Raw genomic sequence first — 16,849 nt, 5'->3', positions numbered from 1 at the left:
ATGATGAAGAATAAATTTCTGTCGAACATTTTACTGACCTTTGTCTGGGTTGCCCTGACAGGAGATTTTTCATTTGAGAATTATCTGTTCGGATTCTTTCTGAATTTTCATATTCTATGGTTGATCACGATAGGACGTAACCGAAGCAAATATTTCCTTATAGTTCCAAAGGTTCTATTGCTACTCGTGTTTTTCCTTTATGAGCTTATAAAAGCGAATATAGAGGTTGCTTATGAAGTGATCACACCAAAGCTTAATATGACGCCAGGGATCATCATGGTGCCGTTGGATGTGAAATCTGATATTGGTATCACCGTGCTGGCGAATATGATCTCCCTTACTCCCGGAACTTTAAGTCTGGATGTATCTAATGACAAAAAGGTTCTGTTTGTGCATGCGATGTATATCACCGATAAGGAGAAGTTTATTAGAGGGATAAAAGACGGATTTGAACGTAGAATTTTGGAGGTATTATCATGACGTTATTTGAATATTTACACTATATCATTTTACCGGTACTGGTTGTATCTGCAGTGCTTATCCTTTGGAGATTCATCAAAGGTCCAAGTATCGCAGATAAGATCGTGGCCTTGGATCTTCTTATCACTACAGGGATCGGGGTTATTGCAGTATATAGTGTGATTTATAACCAGTCCACCTTGATGGATACAGCGCTTATTCTTGCACTTATTGCATTTTTAAGTACAGTAGCGTTATCATATTACCTTGAAAAAAGGAGAAGAAAATGATAGATATAATAATAGGAATATTAGCAACTTTTGGAGCGCTATTCGTGCTTTTTGCCGCCATCGGGCTGGTAAGAATGCCAGATACCTACTTAAGGATCTCTGTAACTACCAAGGCTGCCACACTTGGGGTTGGCTTGGTGCTTATGTCTACCACGGTTTATTTTAGCAATGCAGATGTTACTTCACAGGCATTTGTGATCATTCTGTTTCTATTTCTAACCGCGCCCGTAAGTGCGCACCTTATAGGGAGAGCGTCTTATTTTATTGGGGTGAAACTTTGGGATAAATCGGTTATGGATGAGTTGAGAGGAAAGTATCAAAAGAATACTCATATTTTAAAGAGTGTTGTGGATGATACTCCAGAAGACAATGTAGATCACACGAAAATGGAGGATAAGTAGATCTTAATTCGATTCTTCTTCACCATCTTTTGCTTTCTTTTTCATTTTATGTTCTATGTAACCGAAGACCAGGTTAATGATCAAGATGATTCCGCAAACAATTCCCAGTTCATGATACATTCCAAAACCTGCGAGGCAACCTGTTCCCGCACTACACCAAATGGTTGCTGCAGTCGTAAGTCCCTTTACCTTTCGCTTCTTTTCTAATATTGTACCTGCTCCAATAAATCCAATTCCAACTACTACCTGTCCCAGGACACGCGTGATATCAACATATTTGTCTCCTTCGAATTCCAGCGACATCAATATAAATATGGACGCTCCCAGGGATACCAGGGCATTGGTTTTAAGGCCTGCTTCTTTTCCCTGGATCTCTCTTTCAAGTCCAATGATCAATCCAGCGATCGTCGCAAGGCTAACTCTTAGTGCAAATAACGTCCAGTCCATATTTTGTTTGAGTGAATGTTTACTTTTGTAACATGAAACAATTACCTTCTAAATTAGAAAAAAGGCTTGAGAGGAGGAAAGAAGAAGATTCTTTTAGGATTTTATTATCATTCCCGGCTGGCGTAGATTTTTTTTCTAATGACTATCTCGGTTTTTCCAGGTCTGAAGAAATTGCAGAGAGTACCGGAAGGATTTTGAAGCATTATGAAATTGCAAATGGATCTACAGGATCCAGGTTATTATCAGGAAATCATCCTGTCTTTAAGGAGACCGAGAATCAACTTGCCAGTTTCCATAATGCGCAGTCTGCCTTGATCTTCAATTCTGGCTACGATGCCAATATTGGATTTTTTTCAGCAGTACCTCAAAAGAATGACATCATACTCTTCGATGAATATGCTCATGCCTCAATCAGAGATGGTCTCAAAATGAGCCTGGCCCGTGATTACAAATTTCAGCATAATAATCTGGAAGATCTGGAGGAGAAATTAAAGCGTTTTAGAGATGATTCTTCAGATTCTGAAATATATATCGTGACCGAATCTGTTTTTTCAATGGACGGGGATTCACCAGATCTCGTTCAGCTTATGGAGATTGCCGAAAGATATAATGCGCTTACGATAATTGATGAAGCTCATGCCACGGGTGTGCTGGGGGATCATGGTAAAGGTTTGGTGCAGGACCTGAAATTGGAAGGAAAGATCTTCGCCAGGATACAAACTTTTGGGAAAGCTATGGGTTGTCACGGTGCGGCTATTTTAGGAAGCCGAAAATTGAAGGATTATCTTATCAATTTCAGCCGGAGCTTTATTTATACCACGGCGCTTTCGCCACATTCTGTTGCCAGCATTCGTTCTGCTTACAGGTATTTGGAAGGCGATGAAACTCATTTAAAAAAGTTACGCGGGAATATTCAGTATTTTAAAGCGGAGATCCTCAAAAATGATCTTCAGGATATATTTATTGCGAGTGATTCTGCGATACAGGCTTGTGTTATATCGGGAAATACGAAGGTAAAGAATGCTGCGGCCGAGCTTCAAAAAACGGGTTTCAATGTAAAACCCATCCTTTCGCCCACTGTACCTGCCGGAAGCGAACGTTTAAGATTTTGTATACATACTTATAATTCATCACATGAAATTTCGCAGGTCTTAAAAGTCTTGGGTAATTTTGTGGAAAATACTAAATAATGCCGAATACATTTTTCATTACGGGAATAGGAACTGAAGTTGGGAAAACAGTGGTTGCTGCAATTGTGACCCAGGCCATGGAGGCAGATTACTGGAAACCTGTGCAGGCTGGTGATCTTGATCACTCAGATACGCATAAGATCCAGAAACTGGTAAGCAGCGATAAGACCTATTACCATAAAAATGCCTATGCTCTTAAAACTCCCATGAGTCCGCATGCGGCAGCAGAAATTGATGAGGTGAAGATAGAGGTGAAGAAAATGAAAAGGCCCAGGACCGAGAATGACCTTGTGATTGAAGGTGCCGGCGGATTGCTGGTCCCCTTAAATGACAAGGAAACTATAATGGAGCTAATTGCCAAGGAAGATATGGTCGTGCTGGTTTCCAGGCACTACCTGGGCAGCATTAATCATACCTTGCTAAGTATTGAAGCGCTTAAAAGCAGAGGTATCGAAAAGATCGGCGTGATCTTTAGTGGTGATGAACATCCTACTACCGAGGAGGCGATCAGGAAACTAGGAAAGGTGAAGATAATAGGCAGGATAGATGAGGAGCCCTATTTTGATGATATGGTGATAAAAGAATATGCCGAAAAATTCAGAAAGGAATTATGCGAGATCTAGAATTGAAAACCGAAAGTTTAGCTGAAAGGGACCAGAAACATCTCTGGCACCCCCTTACCCAGCATAAGACCTCTCCAGAAATGTTGCCGGTTACCAAGGCTAAAGGCTGCATACTAACAGATGATCAGGGGAAGGAATACATAGACGCAATTTCTTCATGGTACACCGCCGTTTATGGTCATTGCAATAAATATATCACCGATAAGGTTGCTGCCCAAATGCAGAATCTGGATCAGGTGGTTTTTAGCGGATTCACCCATGAACCTGCGATCAAATTATCTGAAGCCCTGGTAAAAATACTCCCTAAGGGACAGCAGAAATTATTTTTCAATGACAATGGTTCCACGGCAACCGAGATCGGGATTAAAATGGCGCTGCAGTATCACCATAATCTTGGCAATGATCGCAAGGTGATGCTTGCATTCGAGGAAGGTTTTCACGGGGATACCTTTGGAGCCATGTCGGTTTCAGGACTTTCGGTCTATAATGGCGCATTCGAAGATCATTTTATCAGGGTAGAGAGAATACCGGTGCCCACGGGTAAAAATAATGCGGAAGTCATAGAGCAGTTGAGATCTATTCTTGCTGATAAAAATATTGCCGGATTTATCTATGAGCCCTTAATTCAGGGAGCTGCGGCAATGAAATTTCATGACGCTGAAGGTCTGAATGAAGTCCTGAAGATTTGCAGGGGAAATGATGTGGTGCTTGTGGCAGATGAAGTAATGACCGGCTTTGGAAAAACTGGTAGATACTTCGCTTCAGATTATATGGAAGAAAAACCAGATGTGGTTTGTATGTCGAAGGCGCTTACTGCCGGATTGCTGCCTATGGGGCTTACTTCCTGCTCCATGAAAATTTACAACGCCTTTTATTCAGACGAAATCGCTAAGGGCCTATTTCATGGGCATACCTATACGGCAAATCCGCTGGCCTGTGCAGCCGCGCTTGCAGCTGTAGAATTGCTGGTTTCCGAAGAGATGCAGGAGAACATTCAGCGTATCTCCCAGGCGAATCTAGATTTCGTCAATAAATTGTCGCAACATCCAAAGGTCAAAAATGCCAGGTCTAAAGGCGTGATCATGGCTTTTGAGCTGGATATTCAAACCGATCGTTACGGTAGTCTTAGGAACAGGTTATTCAAATTCTTTATGGATAGAGGTGTATTTCTTAGGCCGCTGGGTAATACCATTTATATAGTTCCGCCTTATGTGATCTCAGAAAATGAGTTGAAAAAGGTTTATAGTGTTATAGAAGATTCACTTTCAGTGTTTTAAAAATAACGTTATCAGTTAAAATTTTTAGTTTTCGGATTCGATTTTTGTCTAATTTAGATAGGTTAATCTGAAAATTATGATACATCCGGATACAAGGTTAAAATGGATCAGTGATAAAAAGGGATTTGGAGTTGTTGCTACCAGAATGATCCCTAAAGGTACGATTACCTGGGTCCAGGATGAACTCGATGTGGTCTTTGGTCCAGATGACCCCGACACTTTCAAGCCACTAACCAGGGAGCTGCTGGAGAAATACAGTTTCCGGAATCAAAAAGGTGAGCATATTTTGTGCTGGGATGTTGCCAAATATGTCAATCATAGTTTCAGATCGAATTGTCTTTCCACTGCTTATAATTTTGAAGTGGCGGTAAGGGATATCCAGATCGATGAGGAGCTTACAGATGATTATGGATATTTGAATCTTTCAGAAACCTTTACTCCAGAAGACGAGGGAACCGAAAGAAAAAGTGTTGAGCCAGATGATACTCTCAAGCTTTATAAAGAATGGGATAGAAAACTGGAGCCGTTATTTCCTGAAATTGAAAAATTAGATCAGCCGTTATTCGAACTTCTTTCTGAAGAGGTAAAAACGGAAATAGAAAAGGTAGCCAGCGGTGACCGGAAAATGCTTTCCACTAAAAACCTCTATTTTGAGCCTGAAAAAAGCAGAATTTAGGTTACGAAATTTAGCCAGAACCTAATTGAGCCTTATTTTTGCTGAAAAATTCAGCTTTTGAAAAATCCCGTTTCTATAAGATCTATTGGTAGTATATCCCCACTTGGGATGACGCCAGATGAAATATGGAAAAATTATATATCTGAAGAACATTTCTTTACGAAGTCAGATTTTGATGGTCATTCTGCCTTTGCCGGTTTCCTTCCGGAAGAAATAAGAACCGAAGTTCAAGCCTTAAGGGAGCAGAATTCCAAATATAGATATCTCGATAATTCAGTGTTATATGCTATCCTGGCTTCGAGGATCGCAACTTCTGGGTTTTCAAGGTCTAATGCCGGGATAAATATTGGCAGTAGCAGGGGAGCAACGGGCCTCTTTGAAAAATACCATTCAGAATATATAAATACCGGAAAATCTTCTACCTATACTTCACCCTCAACTACCCTTGGGAATATTTCTTCCTGGGTAGCCCAGGACCTGCAACTGGAGGGACCAGAATTTTCTCATAGTGTTACCTGTTCCACCGGTATGCATTCGGTTTTGAATGCGGTCGCCTGGTTGCAAAGCGGTTTGGCTGATAGTTTTCTCGCAGGTGGTAGTGAAGCTCCGCTTACTGGGTTTACACTTTCGCAGATGAGGGCGATGAAGATCTATGCTTCAGAAGACCTTGATTATCCCTGCAGGTCTCTGGATATGGATAAATCCAGAAATACGATGATCTTGAGCGAAGCAGCCGGTATCGTAGGTCTGGAGAATGAAATTTCAGATGATTCTGTCGCGGTGATAAAAGGAATAGGCTATGCCAACGAAAAGTTGAAGCATGGGGCTTCACTATCGAAAAATGGAAAATGTCTGCAAAGATCCATGAAAATGGCCATGCAGTCTATAGGTGAAAAAGAAATAGACGCGGTAGTGATGCATGCTCCGGGAACAATTGGCGGTGATCTGGCCGAGGTAAATGCAGTAAAGAAGATCTTTACGCAGAAATTACCAGCGATGACCAGCAATAAATGGAAAACAGGACATAGTTTTGCGGCTTCAGGAATATTAAGCCTGCAAATGGCTGTTATGATGCTTGAAAAGCAGCAGTTTCTGCCGGTTCCTTTTTCCGAATTTGATCAGCAACCAGGCAAACTTGAGAATATCCTGGTTAATTCTGTAGGCTTTGGAGGAAATGCAGTTTCCATTCTCGTAGGAAGAAAATAAAAATTGTTAGCTTCCCCGTTTATAAATCTTGGGTTAGCATTCCTGAATAAACCTTAGTTTTAGTTATTTTTGAATTCAAATCTTTTTACATGGCATTAAAACACGATTGGACCAAAGAGGAAATCCTGGAAATATATAATAAGCCTTTTATGGAGTTGCTTTATGAAGCGGCTACCATTCACCGTCAGCATCACGACCCTAATACCGTTCAGGTTTCTACCCTGTTGTCTATAAAGACAGGTGGTTGTCCTGAAGATTGCGGCTACTGCCCACAGGCAGCCCGTTATCATACAGATCTTGAGGGGAACGATCTTATGAGTGTGAACCAGGTAAAGGCGCAAGCTTTAAGAGCAAAAGCTTCTGGAAGTTCCCGCGTTTGTATGGGAGCGGCCTGGAGAAATGTGAAAGATGGTGAGGAATTCGATAATGTGTTGGAGATGGTAAGAACCATCAACAAGCTGGATATGGAAGTTTGCTGTACCCTGGGTATGCTTACCGAAAATCAGGCGCAGCGTTTGGCCGAAGCCGGACTTTATGCCTATAACCATAACCTGGATTCTTCAGAAGAATATTATAAAAAGGTTATTTCTACCCGCGGTTACCAGGACAGACTTGATACTATTGGGAATGTTCGTAAAACGAATGTTACCGTTTGTAGTGGTGGGATCATAGGAATGGGAGAAAGTGAGGCAGACCGGGCAGGAATGCTGGTGGCGCTTTCAACTCTTAATCCGCAGCCGGAATCTGTACCGATCAATGCCTTGGTTCCAGTTGAAGGAACGCCTTTAGAGGAGCAAAAGCCGGTGCCGATCTGGGATATGATAAGAATGGTGGCAACCACGCGTATCGTGATGCCTGAGACCCAGGTGAGGCTTTCAGCAGGAAGAACTCAAATGAGTAGAGAAGGACAAGCGATGTGTTTCTTTGCCGGAGCTAATTCAATATTTGCAGGAGATAAGTTGCTTACAACTCCAAATCCAGATGTGAACGAGGATATGGAAATGTTCAAAATGCTTGGTCTTAATCCGCAGAAAGCTTTTGAAAAGAAATCTCAGCCCGAAAGCGTAGATGCTGAAAATTCTAAATATAAAAGCCAGGGAGAAAAGCCAAAATGGACCCGTCCCGCTCATAAAATTGACAGAAATCTCGAAGCCCAGCAAAAGGCAAAAACAAAAGCATAGCTTTTAATTCATAAAATTTTGAAACTCGATCTTCAAAATATTCCCAGGAGAAAAGATCTTTCTAAAGAAGAATTTTTGCAGGAGTATTTTATACCGAAAAAACCGGTAGTAATTGAAGATCTCACCAAAAACTGGCCTGCCTATAAGAAATGGAGTTTCGAATACTTCAGGGAAAAGGCAGGCGAGGTTGTGGTGCCTTTATATGACGGGAAGCCCGCGAAGGGAAGACAGAATTCTCATGGAGTAGCTAAAAAAATTCCATTCAAGGAATATATAGATATTCTTGAGCAGGGTCCTACAGACCTGAGAATGTTCTTTTTCAACCTGCTTAAAAATTGCCCGGAATTACTGGAAGATTTTGAATATCCAGACCTAGGCGTGAAGTTCTTTAAAAAACTTCCCGTGCTTTTTGTAGGAGGAGAAGGATCTAAAGTGGTGATGCATTATGACATGGATCTCGCCAATAATTTTCATTTCAATTTTGTTGGCGAAAAGAAAGTCATTCTTTATCCGCCAGACCAGACTGGTCTAATTTATAAGGTGCCTTATTCTATTGTGAGCATGGAGATCATAGATATGGATGACCCCGATCTTGAGAAATATCCGGCTTTGGCCCAGGCAAAAGGTTTCGAAACAAGGCTTAAGCATGGTGATGCACTTTATATTCCAAGCCACTGGTGGCACTTTATAAAATATGAGACGGCAAGCCTATCCATGACCCTTAGGTCGCTTCCAAAATCTCCAAAGCAGATCGCAGAAGTTCTCAATAATCTTTTGTTTATGCGCAATTATGATAATTTGATGCGTAAATTGAAGGGTCAGAAATGGATAGATCATAAGAACGAAATCGCCATAAAAAGAACACATAAGAACGCCGGAATAGAATAAAGAAGCACGCACGCATGAAACTGGAACAAATACCTAGAGTAGAAAGTATCACCAAATCAGATTTCCTGAGGGAATACGTGCAGCCACAAAAACCGGTAGTGATCGAGAAATTGATCGAGGACTGGCCGGCATATAAGAAGTGGGATCTTGACTACATCAAGAAAATTGCCGGCGACAAGACCGTTCCTTTATATGATGACAGGCCTATAACTTCTGAATATAAGTTCAACCAGGCGCATGCCGAAATGAAGATGTCTGAATATATAGACCTTCTAAAATCGGGCCCTACAGACTATAGAATCTTTCTTTATAATCTTATGAAGGAAGTGCCGAAATTTCAAAAAGATTTCAATTTTCCAGATGTTGGATTAAGGTTTTTAAAACAGTTGCCTATGCTGTTCTTCGGTGGTGAAAATTCCAGGGTCTTTATGCATTATGATATAGATTATGCGAATATTCTTCACTTTCATTTTCACGGAAAAAAGCAATGTATCTTATTTCCGCCTTCAGAGAGTAAGCATTTATACAAGGTGCCACATGCATTGATATCGCGAGAGGATATCAATTTCAATAAACCCGATTACGAAAAATTCCCTGCGCTAAAACTTGCCAGCGGTTACGTTACAGATCTAAAGCATGGGGAAGCCCTTTATATGCCTGAAGGATACTGGCATCATATGACCTATCTCACGGCTGGATTTTCCATGAGTTTAAGAGCAACTCCGCGTACACTCACCAATTTCTCTAAAGCCGTGTACAACATAATCTTCATGAGGTATTTTGATAATTATATGAGAAAGTTGAAAGGGCAGAAATGGATAGATTATAAGAATGAGCAGGCGGTAAAACGCACTCATAAAAAGAATGATATTAGTCTATAATATCATTTATGCAATCGAAAACCAGTTGCGATTCGTAGCCTTTTCTTAATAAGTGATCCGCCAGTTTCTTTTTCTTTTTAAAAGGATTGGGCTCTATTATCTTCTTCTCTTTTTTCTCGGCCAGTTCATAAAGGGTTTTTCTGTAATCTGATTCTTTTATTTCGGTTAAGCCAAGTTTGATGATGGGAGAGGAGATCTCTCTCTTTTTAAGTTCCTGGGTGATCTTTATGCGCCCCCATTTTTTGATCCTGAATTTTCCCCGAACAAAGCTCCTGGCGAAGCGTTCCTCATTCAGGAAATTCTCCTGCATCAAGGTAATGATGATCTTTTCCTTTGCTTCCGGGATCATGCGCAAATTATCCAGCTTATCTTCTACTTCTTTCTGGGAACGATCCCGATACGCACAAAAATGCATCAGTTTTTGAAGAGCTTCTTCAACCGTATGTGATTTATTTTTATTCTCCACGGCCAGAAAGGAATTTTTTCAGATTAATAATGAGTAAGATCAGCATGAAAAGCGCCCAGAATGCAAAGCAAACCACTTCCGCTGCTATCAGGTAATAGGTGTCGAAGATATTGATGGTGATATATTCTCCATAAAAAGCAAAGCCCAGGATGAGTGTTATGATACTAGCGAAAATAGAATACTTTCTCATTTTTCAAATATAGAAGTTTAAGCCAAAAATAGTGGCAGGAACTTATTGAATCACGTTCGCTTTAGAGCATAAAAAAAACCTCCCATTTCAGGGAGGCTTCTGTAGTTTACTTTTGAAAGATATTATTTAGCTTTTTTGTTCAATCTGCCTTCCGCGAGTTTATCCAGTTTATTGTCTGCGTCATATTCCTCGTCGAGAGTTTTCTGAAGTTTTTTAGCGATATCCTTATGCCCAAGTTCTTTTGCATAACGCACCACCGTGCCATATCCTGAAATTTCATAATGCTCTACCCTCTGTGCATCAGCAATTAATCCTGCATCTCTAACTTCTTCAGAAGCGTCTTCCTTCAAGAAATCTTCAGCTTCTTCAATTAGTCCCTTCATTGCCTTGCAGGTTTCTCCAGTTGGCTTAATACCTAGTTCCTTGCAGACCTCATTCAGTCTTTCTTTGTGTTCCTTTGTTTCTTCCAGATGGGCTTCAAAGGCATCCTTTAATTTCTTGTCATTGGCATTTTTAGCCATTTTTGGCAGCGCTTTTATCAATTGACTTTCTGCGCTATACAGGTCTTTCAACTGGTGCTCGAACAACTCTTTTAAATCTTTCATGATTTCATATTTATTGGTTAATAATTGATAAATCTAATCCTGAAAAAGAGGTGGCCGAGTTAAAGGTGTACTAAAGCTTTGTTGGTTATTTACTAAATAATTGATGGTGTTATTGATAGGATTAAAAAAAATGGTGTATTGAGTTAATTGGAAGTTTTTTAGCTCAAAACAAGGCATAAAAAAACGCCTTCCAATTGCTTGAAAGGCGTTTTTTATTATTTGATCACTTTCCCGTCTTTATCGTGAAAGTGGTACTCTAAATACGTGTAAGCATCGCGAGGTAAAATTTTCACCCAACGTTTGTGGTCTACAAACCACTTAGATCGGGGAGATGGAAAGCCTTTCGTTAAAAAGGCGGCAATAAATGGATGTGCGCTAAGCGTGATCTTTTTATGGTCTTTCTTGATCAGTTTTTCAAGGTCCACTTTAATTTTGTTTACCAAACTAATAGGTGCTTCAATTTCACCGTTACCGTTCGGGTTGTCCTCACGGGTTTTGATATTCATTTCTGGCCTTACGCGCTGTCTCGTAATTTGTACTAATCCAAATTTACTTGGAGGCAAAATTTTGTGTTTTGCCCTGTCGTCACTCATTTCATTTCGAAGGTGATCATAAAGCGCTTTTCGGTTCTCGGCTTTATTCATGTCGATAAAATCTACCACGATGATGCCTCCCATGTCACGAAGTCGTAACTGGCGGGCTATCTCGGTAGCACTTATCATGTTCACCTCCAGGGCGGTATCTTCCTGGTTCTTGGATTTGTTTGAACGGTTACCACTATTCACGTCGATGACGTGCATAGCCTCGGTATGTTCTATGACCAGGTAGGCGCCTTTGCTCATGGATACGGTGCGCCCAAAGGAAGTTTTAATTTGTCTTTCGATACCACTCTTTTCGAAAATGGGTTGGTTGGATTGATGCAATTTTACGATTGATTCTTTTTCTGGAGCAATTTCGCTCACATAATCTTTAATTTGGGTATAAAGCGTTTCATCATCTACGCAAATAGAAGTAAAGGAGTCATTAAAAATGTCTCTTAGCAGGGACGATGCCCTGTTCAATTCTCCCAGTACTTTAGAAGGATGATGCGGTTTATACAATTTTTTACACATGGCTGTCCAGCGACCTACTAAATTTTGAAGATCTCTGTCCAGTTCTGCTACTTTTTTGCCTTCGGCTACGGTTCTTACAATAACCCCAAAACCTTTGGGTTTAATGCTTTTTACCAGTCTCTTGAGGCGTTCCTTTTCGTCTTTGCTTTCAATTTTCTGTGAAACTGAAATTCGGTTTGAAAAAGGTACTAATACAATATAACGGCCGGGTAAGGAAAGCTCTGAGCTTATCCTCGGGCCTTTTGTAGAGATGGGCTCTTTTACGATTTGAACCAGTAGCGACTGATTTGATTTTAAGACATCGGTAATTGTACCGTTTTTGTCTATATCCTTTTCAAAAGTGAAATTCTTTAAAGAATAGTCTTTTAATTTACCTGTGCTTACACGTTTTATGAACTTCAATAAAGAAGAAACCTGAGGTCCCAGATCATGATAGTGTAAAAAACCATCTTTCTCATAACCTACATTTACAAATGCGGCATTTAACCCAGGTACAGCTTTTCTAATCTTAGCGATATAAATATCGCCAACATTAAATTTATTGCTGTCTTCTTCTTTGTTGAGCTCAATAAGTTTTCCATCTTTTAATAAGGCAAAATCTACAGCAGAAGGTTCGGACCGGATAATTAATTCTTTGTCCACACTTCCAGATTTTTTATCCATATCTGTTGTTAAACAAACATAGATGGATTAAACATTATTTTTTTCACAGGTTTTGAATCCTGAAGAAACCTCTTCGACATAGGTAACGTGTCGGGGTTTCGATTTCAAAGAACGATTTAAATAAAAAAAGTAGTTGTCACACTACTTTTTCTTGTGGCGATTTGCTCTTCTTCTTTTCTTACGCTTGTGCGTAGCCACCTTATGTCTTTTTCTTTTCTTACCACTTGGCATAGTGCAATGTCATTTAAATTAATAAAAAATTCTTTTGAGCTCCCGCGAAAGCGGGAGGATCAATTATTTTACTTCAACATTCGTTTTTACACCTTCAACAAAAATCTTTGCAGGCTTAAATGCAGGAATGTTGTGTGCAGGAATCTTAATTGTAGTGTTCTTAGAAATGTTTCTACCGGTTTTCTCAGCTCTTGTTTTTACCACAAAGCTTCCAAAACCACGAAGGTAAACGTTATCTCCACTTTCTAGAGAAGTTTTTACTTCGTCCATGAAGGATTCGATAGTAGCTTGTACGTCTCCTTTTTCCATTCCTAATTTTTCTGAAATGTTTGCTACGATATCTGCTTTCGTCATTTTCGTGCTATTTAAATTATTAATTGGGGTTTCAATTTTTCAAGGGGGCAAATATAAGAATTAAATCTGCAATATTTCAAACCTAATTCACTAATAATAACGGAATAAACTCCTATTATTGCGGATATTCTTATTTTACTATGGTTTTTTCCAAAAGACTGACACTTTGGTACTTGCATAATAAACGAGATCTGCCATGGAGAAAGACTCACGAACCGTACCAAATTTGGCTCAGCGAAATAATGTTACAGCAAACGCGAATAGAGCAGGGTTTACCTTATTATTATAAATTTATTGAAGCCTATCCCAGCGTTTTTGACCTGGCCAATGCGCCGGCAGACGAAGTGCTAAAACTCTGGCAGGGATTAGGGTATTATTCCAGAGCCCGAAACCTTCACGAAACAGCAAAATATGTTGCTTTTGAACTTGACGGAAAATTCCCCGATACATATAAAGGACTGCTAAAACTTAAAGGAGTTGGTGATTATACTGCTAGTGCCATTGCCTCTATCTGTTATAATGAACCTGTAGCCGTTGTAGATGGCAATGTTTACAGGGTGTTGTCCCGTATTTTTGGAATTGACACTCCTATTAATAGTACACCAGGTATTAAAGAATTTAAAGCTTTGGCCCAGGAATTACTAGATAAGGATGATCCTGCCACTTTCAATCAGGCGATCATGGAGTTTGGAGCCTTGCATTGTAAGCCTCAAAATCCATATTGTGAAACCTGTCCTTTTAATGAGAAATGTCTTGCCTTAAAAGATCAGCGAATTAAAGAGCTACCGATAAAGCTGAAAAAAACTAAAATAAAGAAGCGTTACTTTAATTACCTGGTTTTCGATCTGGATAATGAAAATACTATTCTGGAACAGCGCACCGGGAAAGGCATTTGGAATGGATTATATCAATTCCCGCTAATTGAAACTGAAAAATTAAGTGCAGAAAATGAGCTGGTGCAGCTCGATTCTTTTAAGGAATTGATACAGGAACAGAAATATTCCCTGGAACTGTATAATGAGGAGCCGGTGGTGCATAAGTTGTCGCACCAGCATTTGTATACCCTTTTCTGGCTGGTTAATACTCAGGGTCTGCAGGAAAGATCTGTAAGTCTCGAAGAGGTGATGAATTATCCTGTTCCGGTGCTAATAGGAAATTTTTTGAATGAATATCTTCCTGATGATTATAAATAGCTGCTTGTTTATATCTTTGCCCGTTTTTGCATATTCAGCTGAAAATTTTTAGTATTTTAGAATAAATTTTAATCCAAATAACCGTTTTTCGGTATAAATAATAATAGTAATGACAGGTACATTGAACAAAGTAATGTTAATAGGACATACAGGGGATGATGTTAAAATGCATTATTTTGAAGGGGGTGGCTCTATTGGTCGTTTCCCACTTGCTACTAACGAGAGTTACACCAACAGGACTACTGGTGAAAGAGTAACCAGTACCGAATGGCATAATGTTGTAGTGAGAAATAAAGCTGCCGAGATTTGCGAAAAATATTTGAAAAAGGGTGATAAAGTCTATATAGAAGGGCGTATTAAAACCCGTAAATGGCAGGATGATCAGGGTAATGAAAGGTATTCAACAGAAATTCACTGTACAGATTTTACCTTTTTAACCCCGAAGAATGAATCTGGAGCTGAACCTTCTCCATCTGGAAATAAATCACAGATGCAAGAAAAACAGCCTGCTAAACCTAAAAGTGATAGCTTTGCAAATAAGAATGAGTCTTACCCTCAGGAAGAAGAGGAAGACGATTTACCATTCTAAGTTTAATTAAAATTTGTGCCTTTGGATTCGGAGCCTCCCAGTTTGCTTTTGTTGTGGACCATAATGGGAATTCCCCAACTTATCAGCTTGATATTTTTATTTGTGCTATTGTTATGTTCTGCCCTGATCTCGGGTGCAGAGGTAGCCTTCTTTTCCCTAACTCCGGCTAATTTTATTACAGAAGACGGTAAAAGGTCCAAGACACAAAATATAGTAATCAATCTTCTTGAAAAGCCTAAAAAACTCCTGGCGACCATTCTGGTTGCTAACAACTTTATAAATATCGCTATTGTTCTTTTGTTCGATAGCCTTGCCGATGATCTCTTTGCCGGGGTTAATACCGAATTTTACGGAATAGATCTGCGTTTCTTTTTCGAGGTTGGATTGGTGACCTTTCTAATCCTTTTGTTCGGGGAGATCCTGCCGAAGGTTTACGCAAGCAGGAATAAGGTGCAGTTCTCTAATTTTATGGCTTATCCTATAAATTTCCTGGACACTCTTATTTCTCCGTTAAGTACGCCCATGCGTGCAGTGACGTTGTATTTTCATGAAAGGTTCGGGAAGCAACGTTCATTTATAAGTATAGATCACCTTTCCCAGGCGCTTGAATTAACTAGCGACGAGGATACAACCCGCGAAGAACATAAGATTCTGCAGGGAATCGTAAGTTTTGGAAATACAGATACCAAGCAGGTCATGAGACCCAGAATGGATATTTTCGCCCTGAATGAAGAAAGTTCTTTCAGTGACATATTTCCTCAAATTATTGAAAATGGATATTCCAGGATCCCGGTTTATAGAGAGAACGTAGATAATGTTACCGGAATACTTTATATCAAGGATCTGCTCCCATACCTGAATGAAAAGGATTTTGAATGGATCAGTCTGATTCGCGAACCTTATTTTGTTCCTGAGAATAAGAAGCTAGATGATCTTTTGAATGAATTCAAGGACAAGAAGAATCATCTTGCAATTGTGGTTGATGAATATGGTGGAACCAGCGGATTGATTTCCCTGGAAGATATTATTGAAGAGATAGTAGGGGATATAAGCGATGAATTTGATGATGAGGACCTTATCTATTCTAAGCTGGACGAAAATAATTTCGTTTTTGAAGGAAAAACCCCGCTAAAAGACTTCTATAAGATCGCAAAAATTGAAGATCCAACGGTCTTTGAGGATCAGAAAGGGGAGGCCGATACCATGGCTGGTTTCCTGCTGGAAATTTCCGGTGGATTTCCGAAAAAGAACGATGTGATCACTTTCCTTAATTACTCCTTTAAAGTTGAGGTGATAGATGATAAGCGAATCAAGCAAATTAAACTGAGTATACAGCCCGTATGAGATTGATATTGGCCTTTCTAGTCATAATTTTTTTATGTGTTTCATGTAAAGATGATCCCAAGCCAAAACCAAAGGGCTTTCTTGCTTTGGAGTATCCCGAGGCAGAATATGAAAGAGTGGATATTGGCTGTCCCTATAGCTTCGAGAAGAATGCCATCGCAGAGATCTCACCTTCAAGAAACCGCATTCCCTGCTGGATTCAGCTGGATTACGATGAAATGAAAGGTTCGATCTTTATAACCTATCAGCCGGTGAAGAACAATCTTGATTCTTTATTGACAGATGCCCAGAAGCTGCCATTGCAGCATACTATTAAAGCAGATGTGATCGAGGGTGATGTCTATACTAATAACTTCAATAAAACATACGGCATGTTTTACCAGGTGGATGGTAATGCCGCTTCCCAGGCTCAATTCTATTTAACTGACAGTACAGATCATTTTCTAACCGGTTCTGTGTACTTCGAAAGCCTTCCAAATTTTGATTCCATAGTTCCTGCCGCGGAATATTTAAAAAAAGATATCCGGCATTTAATGGAGAGTTTAAAATGGAATTATTAACACTCAATGTTTGTAACATCTTC

Annotated in this window: 21 protein-coding genes; 15 read left to right on the top strand and 6 right to left on the bottom strand. The window is 39.8% G+C overall.

What is annotated here, in order from left to right:
• The first annotated feature begins 3 nt into the window (after positions 1 to 3).
• From C8P64_RS03555 to mnhG, 3 genes are read left to right on the top strand one after another with little or no spacing between them, the layout of a single operon-like run.
• The gene (locus C8P64_RS03555; RefSeq protein WP_108171266.1) at positions 4 to 480 is read left to right on the top strand and encodes a Na+/H+ antiporter subunit E; all 477 of its coding nucleotides are present in this window, start codon (positions 4 to 6) and stop codon (positions 478 to 480) included.
• Positions 477 to 749: a cation:proton antiporter gene (locus tag C8P64_RS03550; protein WP_108170664.1), complete on the top strand. Its 273-nt coding sequence runs from the start codon at positions 477 to 479 to the stop codon at positions 747 to 749. The genes C8P64_RS03555 and C8P64_RS03550 overlap by 4 nt, the downstream gene beginning before the upstream one ends.
• Positions 746 to 1,150 (top strand): monovalent cation/H(+) antiporter subunit G, encoded by a 405-nt coding sequence (gene mnhG / locus C8P64_RS03545; RefSeq protein WP_108170663.1) that lies wholly within the window; start codon positions 746 to 748, stop codon positions 1,148 to 1,150. Before C8P64_RS03550 ends, mnhG begins: the two co-directional genes overlap by 4 nt.
• A 3-nt stretch (positions 1,151 to 1,153) precedes the next feature.
• On the opposite strand, the gene C8P64_RS03540 is transcribed toward mnhG, so the two are convergent.
• Complete coding sequence (locus tag C8P64_RS03540; protein ID WP_108170662.1) at positions 1,154 to 1,597, bottom strand: MgtC/SapB family protein; 444 nt, start codon at positions 1,595 to 1,597, stop codon at positions 1,154 to 1,156.
• Positions 1,598 to 1,629: 32 nt separating this feature from the next.
• Here C8P64_RS03540 and C8P64_RS03535 point away from each other — a divergent pair, with 32 nt between their 5' ends.
• From C8P64_RS03535 to C8P64_RS03500, 8 genes are all read left to right on the top strand, one after another.
• Complete coding sequence (locus C8P64_RS03535) at positions 1,630 to 2,787, top strand: aminotransferase class I/II-fold pyridoxal phosphate-dependent enzyme (RefSeq protein WP_108170661.1); 1,158 nt, start codon at positions 1,630 to 1,632, stop codon at positions 2,785 to 2,787.
• Positions 2,787 to 3,410: a dethiobiotin synthase gene (bioD, locus tag C8P64_RS03530; protein ID WP_108170660.1), complete on the top strand. Its 624-nt coding sequence runs from the start codon at positions 2,787 to 2,789 to the stop codon at positions 3,408 to 3,410. Before C8P64_RS03535 ends, bioD begins: the two co-directional genes overlap by 1 nt.
• Complete coding sequence (bioA, locus tag C8P64_RS03525; RefSeq protein WP_108170659.1) at positions 3,398 to 4,687, top strand: adenosylmethionine--8-amino-7-oxononanoate transaminase; 1,290 nt, start codon at positions 3,398 to 3,400, stop codon at positions 4,685 to 4,687. The genes bioD and bioA overlap by 13 nt, the downstream gene beginning before the upstream one ends.
• A gap of 76 nt (positions 4,688 to 4,763) precedes the next feature.
• Complete coding sequence (locus C8P64_RS03520; RefSeq protein ID WP_108170658.1) at positions 4,764 to 5,363, top strand: SET domain-containing protein; 600 nt, start codon at positions 4,764 to 4,766, stop codon at positions 5,361 to 5,363.
• A gap of 57 nt (positions 5,364 to 5,420) precedes the next feature.
• Positions 5,421 to 6,569: a beta-ketoacyl synthase N-terminal-like domain-containing protein gene (locus C8P64_RS03515; RefSeq protein ID WP_108170657.1), complete on the top strand. Its 1,149-nt coding sequence runs from the start codon at positions 5,421 to 5,423 to the stop codon at positions 6,567 to 6,569.
• A gap of 89 nt (positions 6,570 to 6,658) precedes the next feature.
• Complete coding sequence (gene bioB / locus C8P64_RS03510; protein ID WP_108170656.1) at positions 6,659 to 7,750, top strand: biotin synthase BioB; 1,092 nt, start codon at positions 6,659 to 6,661, stop codon at positions 7,748 to 7,750.
• 18 nt (positions 7,751 to 7,768) lie between these two features.
• Positions 7,769 to 8,638, top strand: a complete 870-nt coding sequence (locus tag C8P64_RS03505; protein WP_108170655.1) for a cupin-like domain-containing protein — start codon at positions 7,769 to 7,771, stop codon at positions 8,636 to 8,638.
• Between the two features lie 14 nt (positions 8,639 to 8,652).
• The gene (locus C8P64_RS03500) at positions 8,653 to 9,519 is read left to right on the top strand and encodes a cupin-like domain-containing protein (protein ID WP_108170654.1); all 867 of its coding nucleotides are present in this window, start codon (positions 8,653 to 8,655) and stop codon (positions 9,517 to 9,519) included.
• Here the strand turns inward: C8P64_RS03500 and C8P64_RS03495 are convergent.
• The 5 genes from C8P64_RS03495 to C8P64_RS03475 form a co-directional block, all read right to left on the bottom strand.
• The gene (locus tag C8P64_RS03495) at positions 9,509 to 9,934 is read right to left on the bottom strand and encodes a regulatory protein RecX (RefSeq protein ID WP_170106634.1); all 426 of its coding nucleotides are present in this window, start codon (positions 9,932 to 9,934) and stop codon (positions 9,509 to 9,511) included. The genes C8P64_RS03500 and C8P64_RS03495 overlap by 11 nt on opposite strands.
• Positions 9,935 to 9,974: 40 nt before the next feature.
• Positions 9,975 to 10,175 (bottom strand): hypothetical protein, encoded by a 201-nt coding sequence (locus C8P64_RS03490; protein ID WP_108170652.1) that lies wholly within the window; start codon positions 10,173 to 10,175, stop codon positions 9,975 to 9,977.
• Between the two features lie 122 nt (positions 10,176 to 10,297).
• Positions 10,298 to 10,780 (bottom strand): YciE/YciF ferroxidase family protein, encoded by a 483-nt coding sequence (locus tag C8P64_RS03485; protein ID WP_108170651.1) that lies wholly within the window; start codon positions 10,778 to 10,780, stop codon positions 10,298 to 10,300.
• 215 nt (positions 10,781 to 10,995) lie between these two features.
• Positions 10,996 to 12,534: an Rne/Rng family ribonuclease gene (locus C8P64_RS03480; RefSeq protein WP_108171265.1), complete on the bottom strand. Its 1,539-nt coding sequence runs from the start codon at positions 12,532 to 12,534 to the stop codon at positions 10,996 to 10,998.
• 315 nt (positions 12,535 to 12,849) lie between these two features.
• Positions 12,850 to 13,140 (bottom strand): HU family DNA-binding protein, encoded by a 291-nt coding sequence (locus C8P64_RS03475; protein WP_026933206.1) that lies wholly within the window; start codon positions 13,138 to 13,140, stop codon positions 12,850 to 12,852.
• Positions 13,141 to 13,280: 140 nt separating this feature from the next.
• On the opposite strand from C8P64_RS03475, the gene mutY reads away from it, so the two are divergent.
• The 4 genes from mutY to gldD all read left to right on the top strand — a co-directional run bounded on the left by mutY (position 13,281) and on the right by gldD (position 16,826).
• Positions 13,281 to 14,333, top strand: a complete 1,053-nt coding sequence (mutY, locus tag C8P64_RS03470) for an A/G-specific adenine glycosylase (RefSeq protein ID WP_108170650.1) — start codon at positions 13,281 to 13,283, stop codon at positions 14,331 to 14,333.
• Between the two features lie 109 nt (positions 14,334 to 14,442).
• A complete protein-coding gene (locus C8P64_RS03465; protein WP_108170649.1) occupies positions 14,443 to 14,922 on the top strand; it encodes a single-stranded DNA-binding protein in 480 nt (159 codons plus the stop codon).
• 21 nt (positions 14,923 to 14,943) lie between these two features.
• Positions 14,944 to 16,266, top strand: a complete 1,323-nt coding sequence (locus tag C8P64_RS03460; RefSeq protein ID WP_108170648.1) for a gliding motility-associated protein GldE — start codon at positions 14,944 to 14,946, stop codon at positions 16,264 to 16,266.
• Entirely contained in the window at positions 16,263 to 16,826 is a 564-nt protein-coding gene (gene gldD, locus C8P64_RS03455) for a gliding motility lipoprotein GldD (RefSeq protein ID WP_108170647.1), read from the top strand. Before C8P64_RS03460 ends, gldD begins: the two co-directional genes overlap by 4 nt.
• The last annotated feature ends 23 nt before the right edge of the window (positions 16,827 to 16,849 follow it).

It is taken from the genome of Christiangramia gaetbulicola, assembly GCF_003054225.1.
Lineage (GTDB): Bacteria > Bacteroidota > Bacteroidia > Flavobacteriales > Flavobacteriaceae > Christiangramia > Christiangramia gaetbulicola.
The sequence above is the reverse complement of the archived record's forward strand: the minus strand, read 5'-3'. Positions and strand labels throughout refer to the sequence as shown.

What these genes read in the sequence shown, in the direction of transcription:
- C8P64_RS03485 (WP_108170651.1), bottom strand. Translation starts at nt 10,780, where the DNA reads ATGAAAGATTTAAAAGAGTTGTTCGAGCACCAGTTGAAAGACCTGTAT.
- bioB (WP_108170656.1), top strand. Translation starts at nt 6,659, where the DNA reads ATGGCATTAAAACACGATTGGACCAAAGAGGAAATCCTGGAAATATAT.
- C8P64_RS03540 (WP_108170662.1), bottom strand. Translation starts at nt 1,597, where the DNA reads ATGGACTGGACGTTATTTGCACTAAGAGTTAGCCTTGCGACGATCGCT.
- C8P64_RS03520 (WP_108170658.1), top strand. Translation starts at nt 4,764, where the DNA reads ATGATACATCCGGATACAAGGTTAAAATGGATCAGTGATAAAAAGGGA.
- C8P64_RS03555 (WP_108171266.1), top strand. Translation starts at nt 4, where the DNA reads ATGAAGAATAAATTTCTGTCGAACATTTTACTGACCTTTGTCTGGGTT.
- mutY (WP_108170650.1), top strand. Translation starts at nt 13,281, where the DNA reads ATGGTTTTTTCCAAAAGACTGACACTTTGGTACTTGCATAATAAACGA.
- C8P64_RS03490 (WP_108170652.1), bottom strand. Translation starts at nt 10,175, where the DNA reads ATGAGAAAGTATTCTATTTTCGCTAGTATCATAACACTCATCCTGGGC.
- C8P64_RS03550 (WP_108170664.1), top strand. Translation starts at nt 477, where the DNA reads ATGACGTTATTTGAATATTTACACTATATCATTTTACCGGTACTGGTT.
- C8P64_RS03500 (WP_108170654.1), top strand. Translation starts at nt 8,653, where the DNA reads ATGAAACTGGAACAAATACCTAGAGTAGAAAGTATCACCAAATCAGAT.
- C8P64_RS03475 (WP_026933206.1), bottom strand. Translation starts at nt 13,140, where the DNA reads ATGACGAAAGCAGATATCGTAGCAAACATTTCAGAAAAATTAGGAATG.
- mnhG (WP_108170663.1), top strand. Translation starts at nt 746, where the DNA reads ATGATAGATATAATAATAGGAATATTAGCAACTTTTGGAGCGCTATTC.
- C8P64_RS03535 (WP_108170661.1), top strand. Translation starts at nt 1,630, where the DNA reads ATGAAACAATTACCTTCTAAATTAGAAAAAAGGCTTGAGAGGAGGAAA.
- C8P64_RS03465 (WP_108170649.1), top strand. Translation starts at nt 14,443, where the DNA reads ATGACAGGTACATTGAACAAAGTAATGTTAATAGGACATACAGGGGAT.
- C8P64_RS03495 (WP_170106634.1), bottom strand. Translation starts at nt 9,934, where the DNA reads ATGCATTTTTGTGCGTATCGGGATCGTTCCCAGAAAGAAGTAGAAGAT.
- gldD (WP_108170647.1), top strand. Translation starts at nt 16,263, where the DNA reads ATGAGATTGATATTGGCCTTTCTAGTCATAATTTTTTTATGTGTTTCA.
- bioD (WP_108170660.1), top strand. Translation starts at nt 2,787, where the DNA reads ATGCCGAATACATTTTTCATTACGGGAATAGGAACTGAAGTTGGGAAA.
- bioA (WP_108170659.1), top strand. Translation starts at nt 3,398, where the DNA reads ATGCGAGATCTAGAATTGAAAACCGAAAGTTTAGCTGAAAGGGACCAG.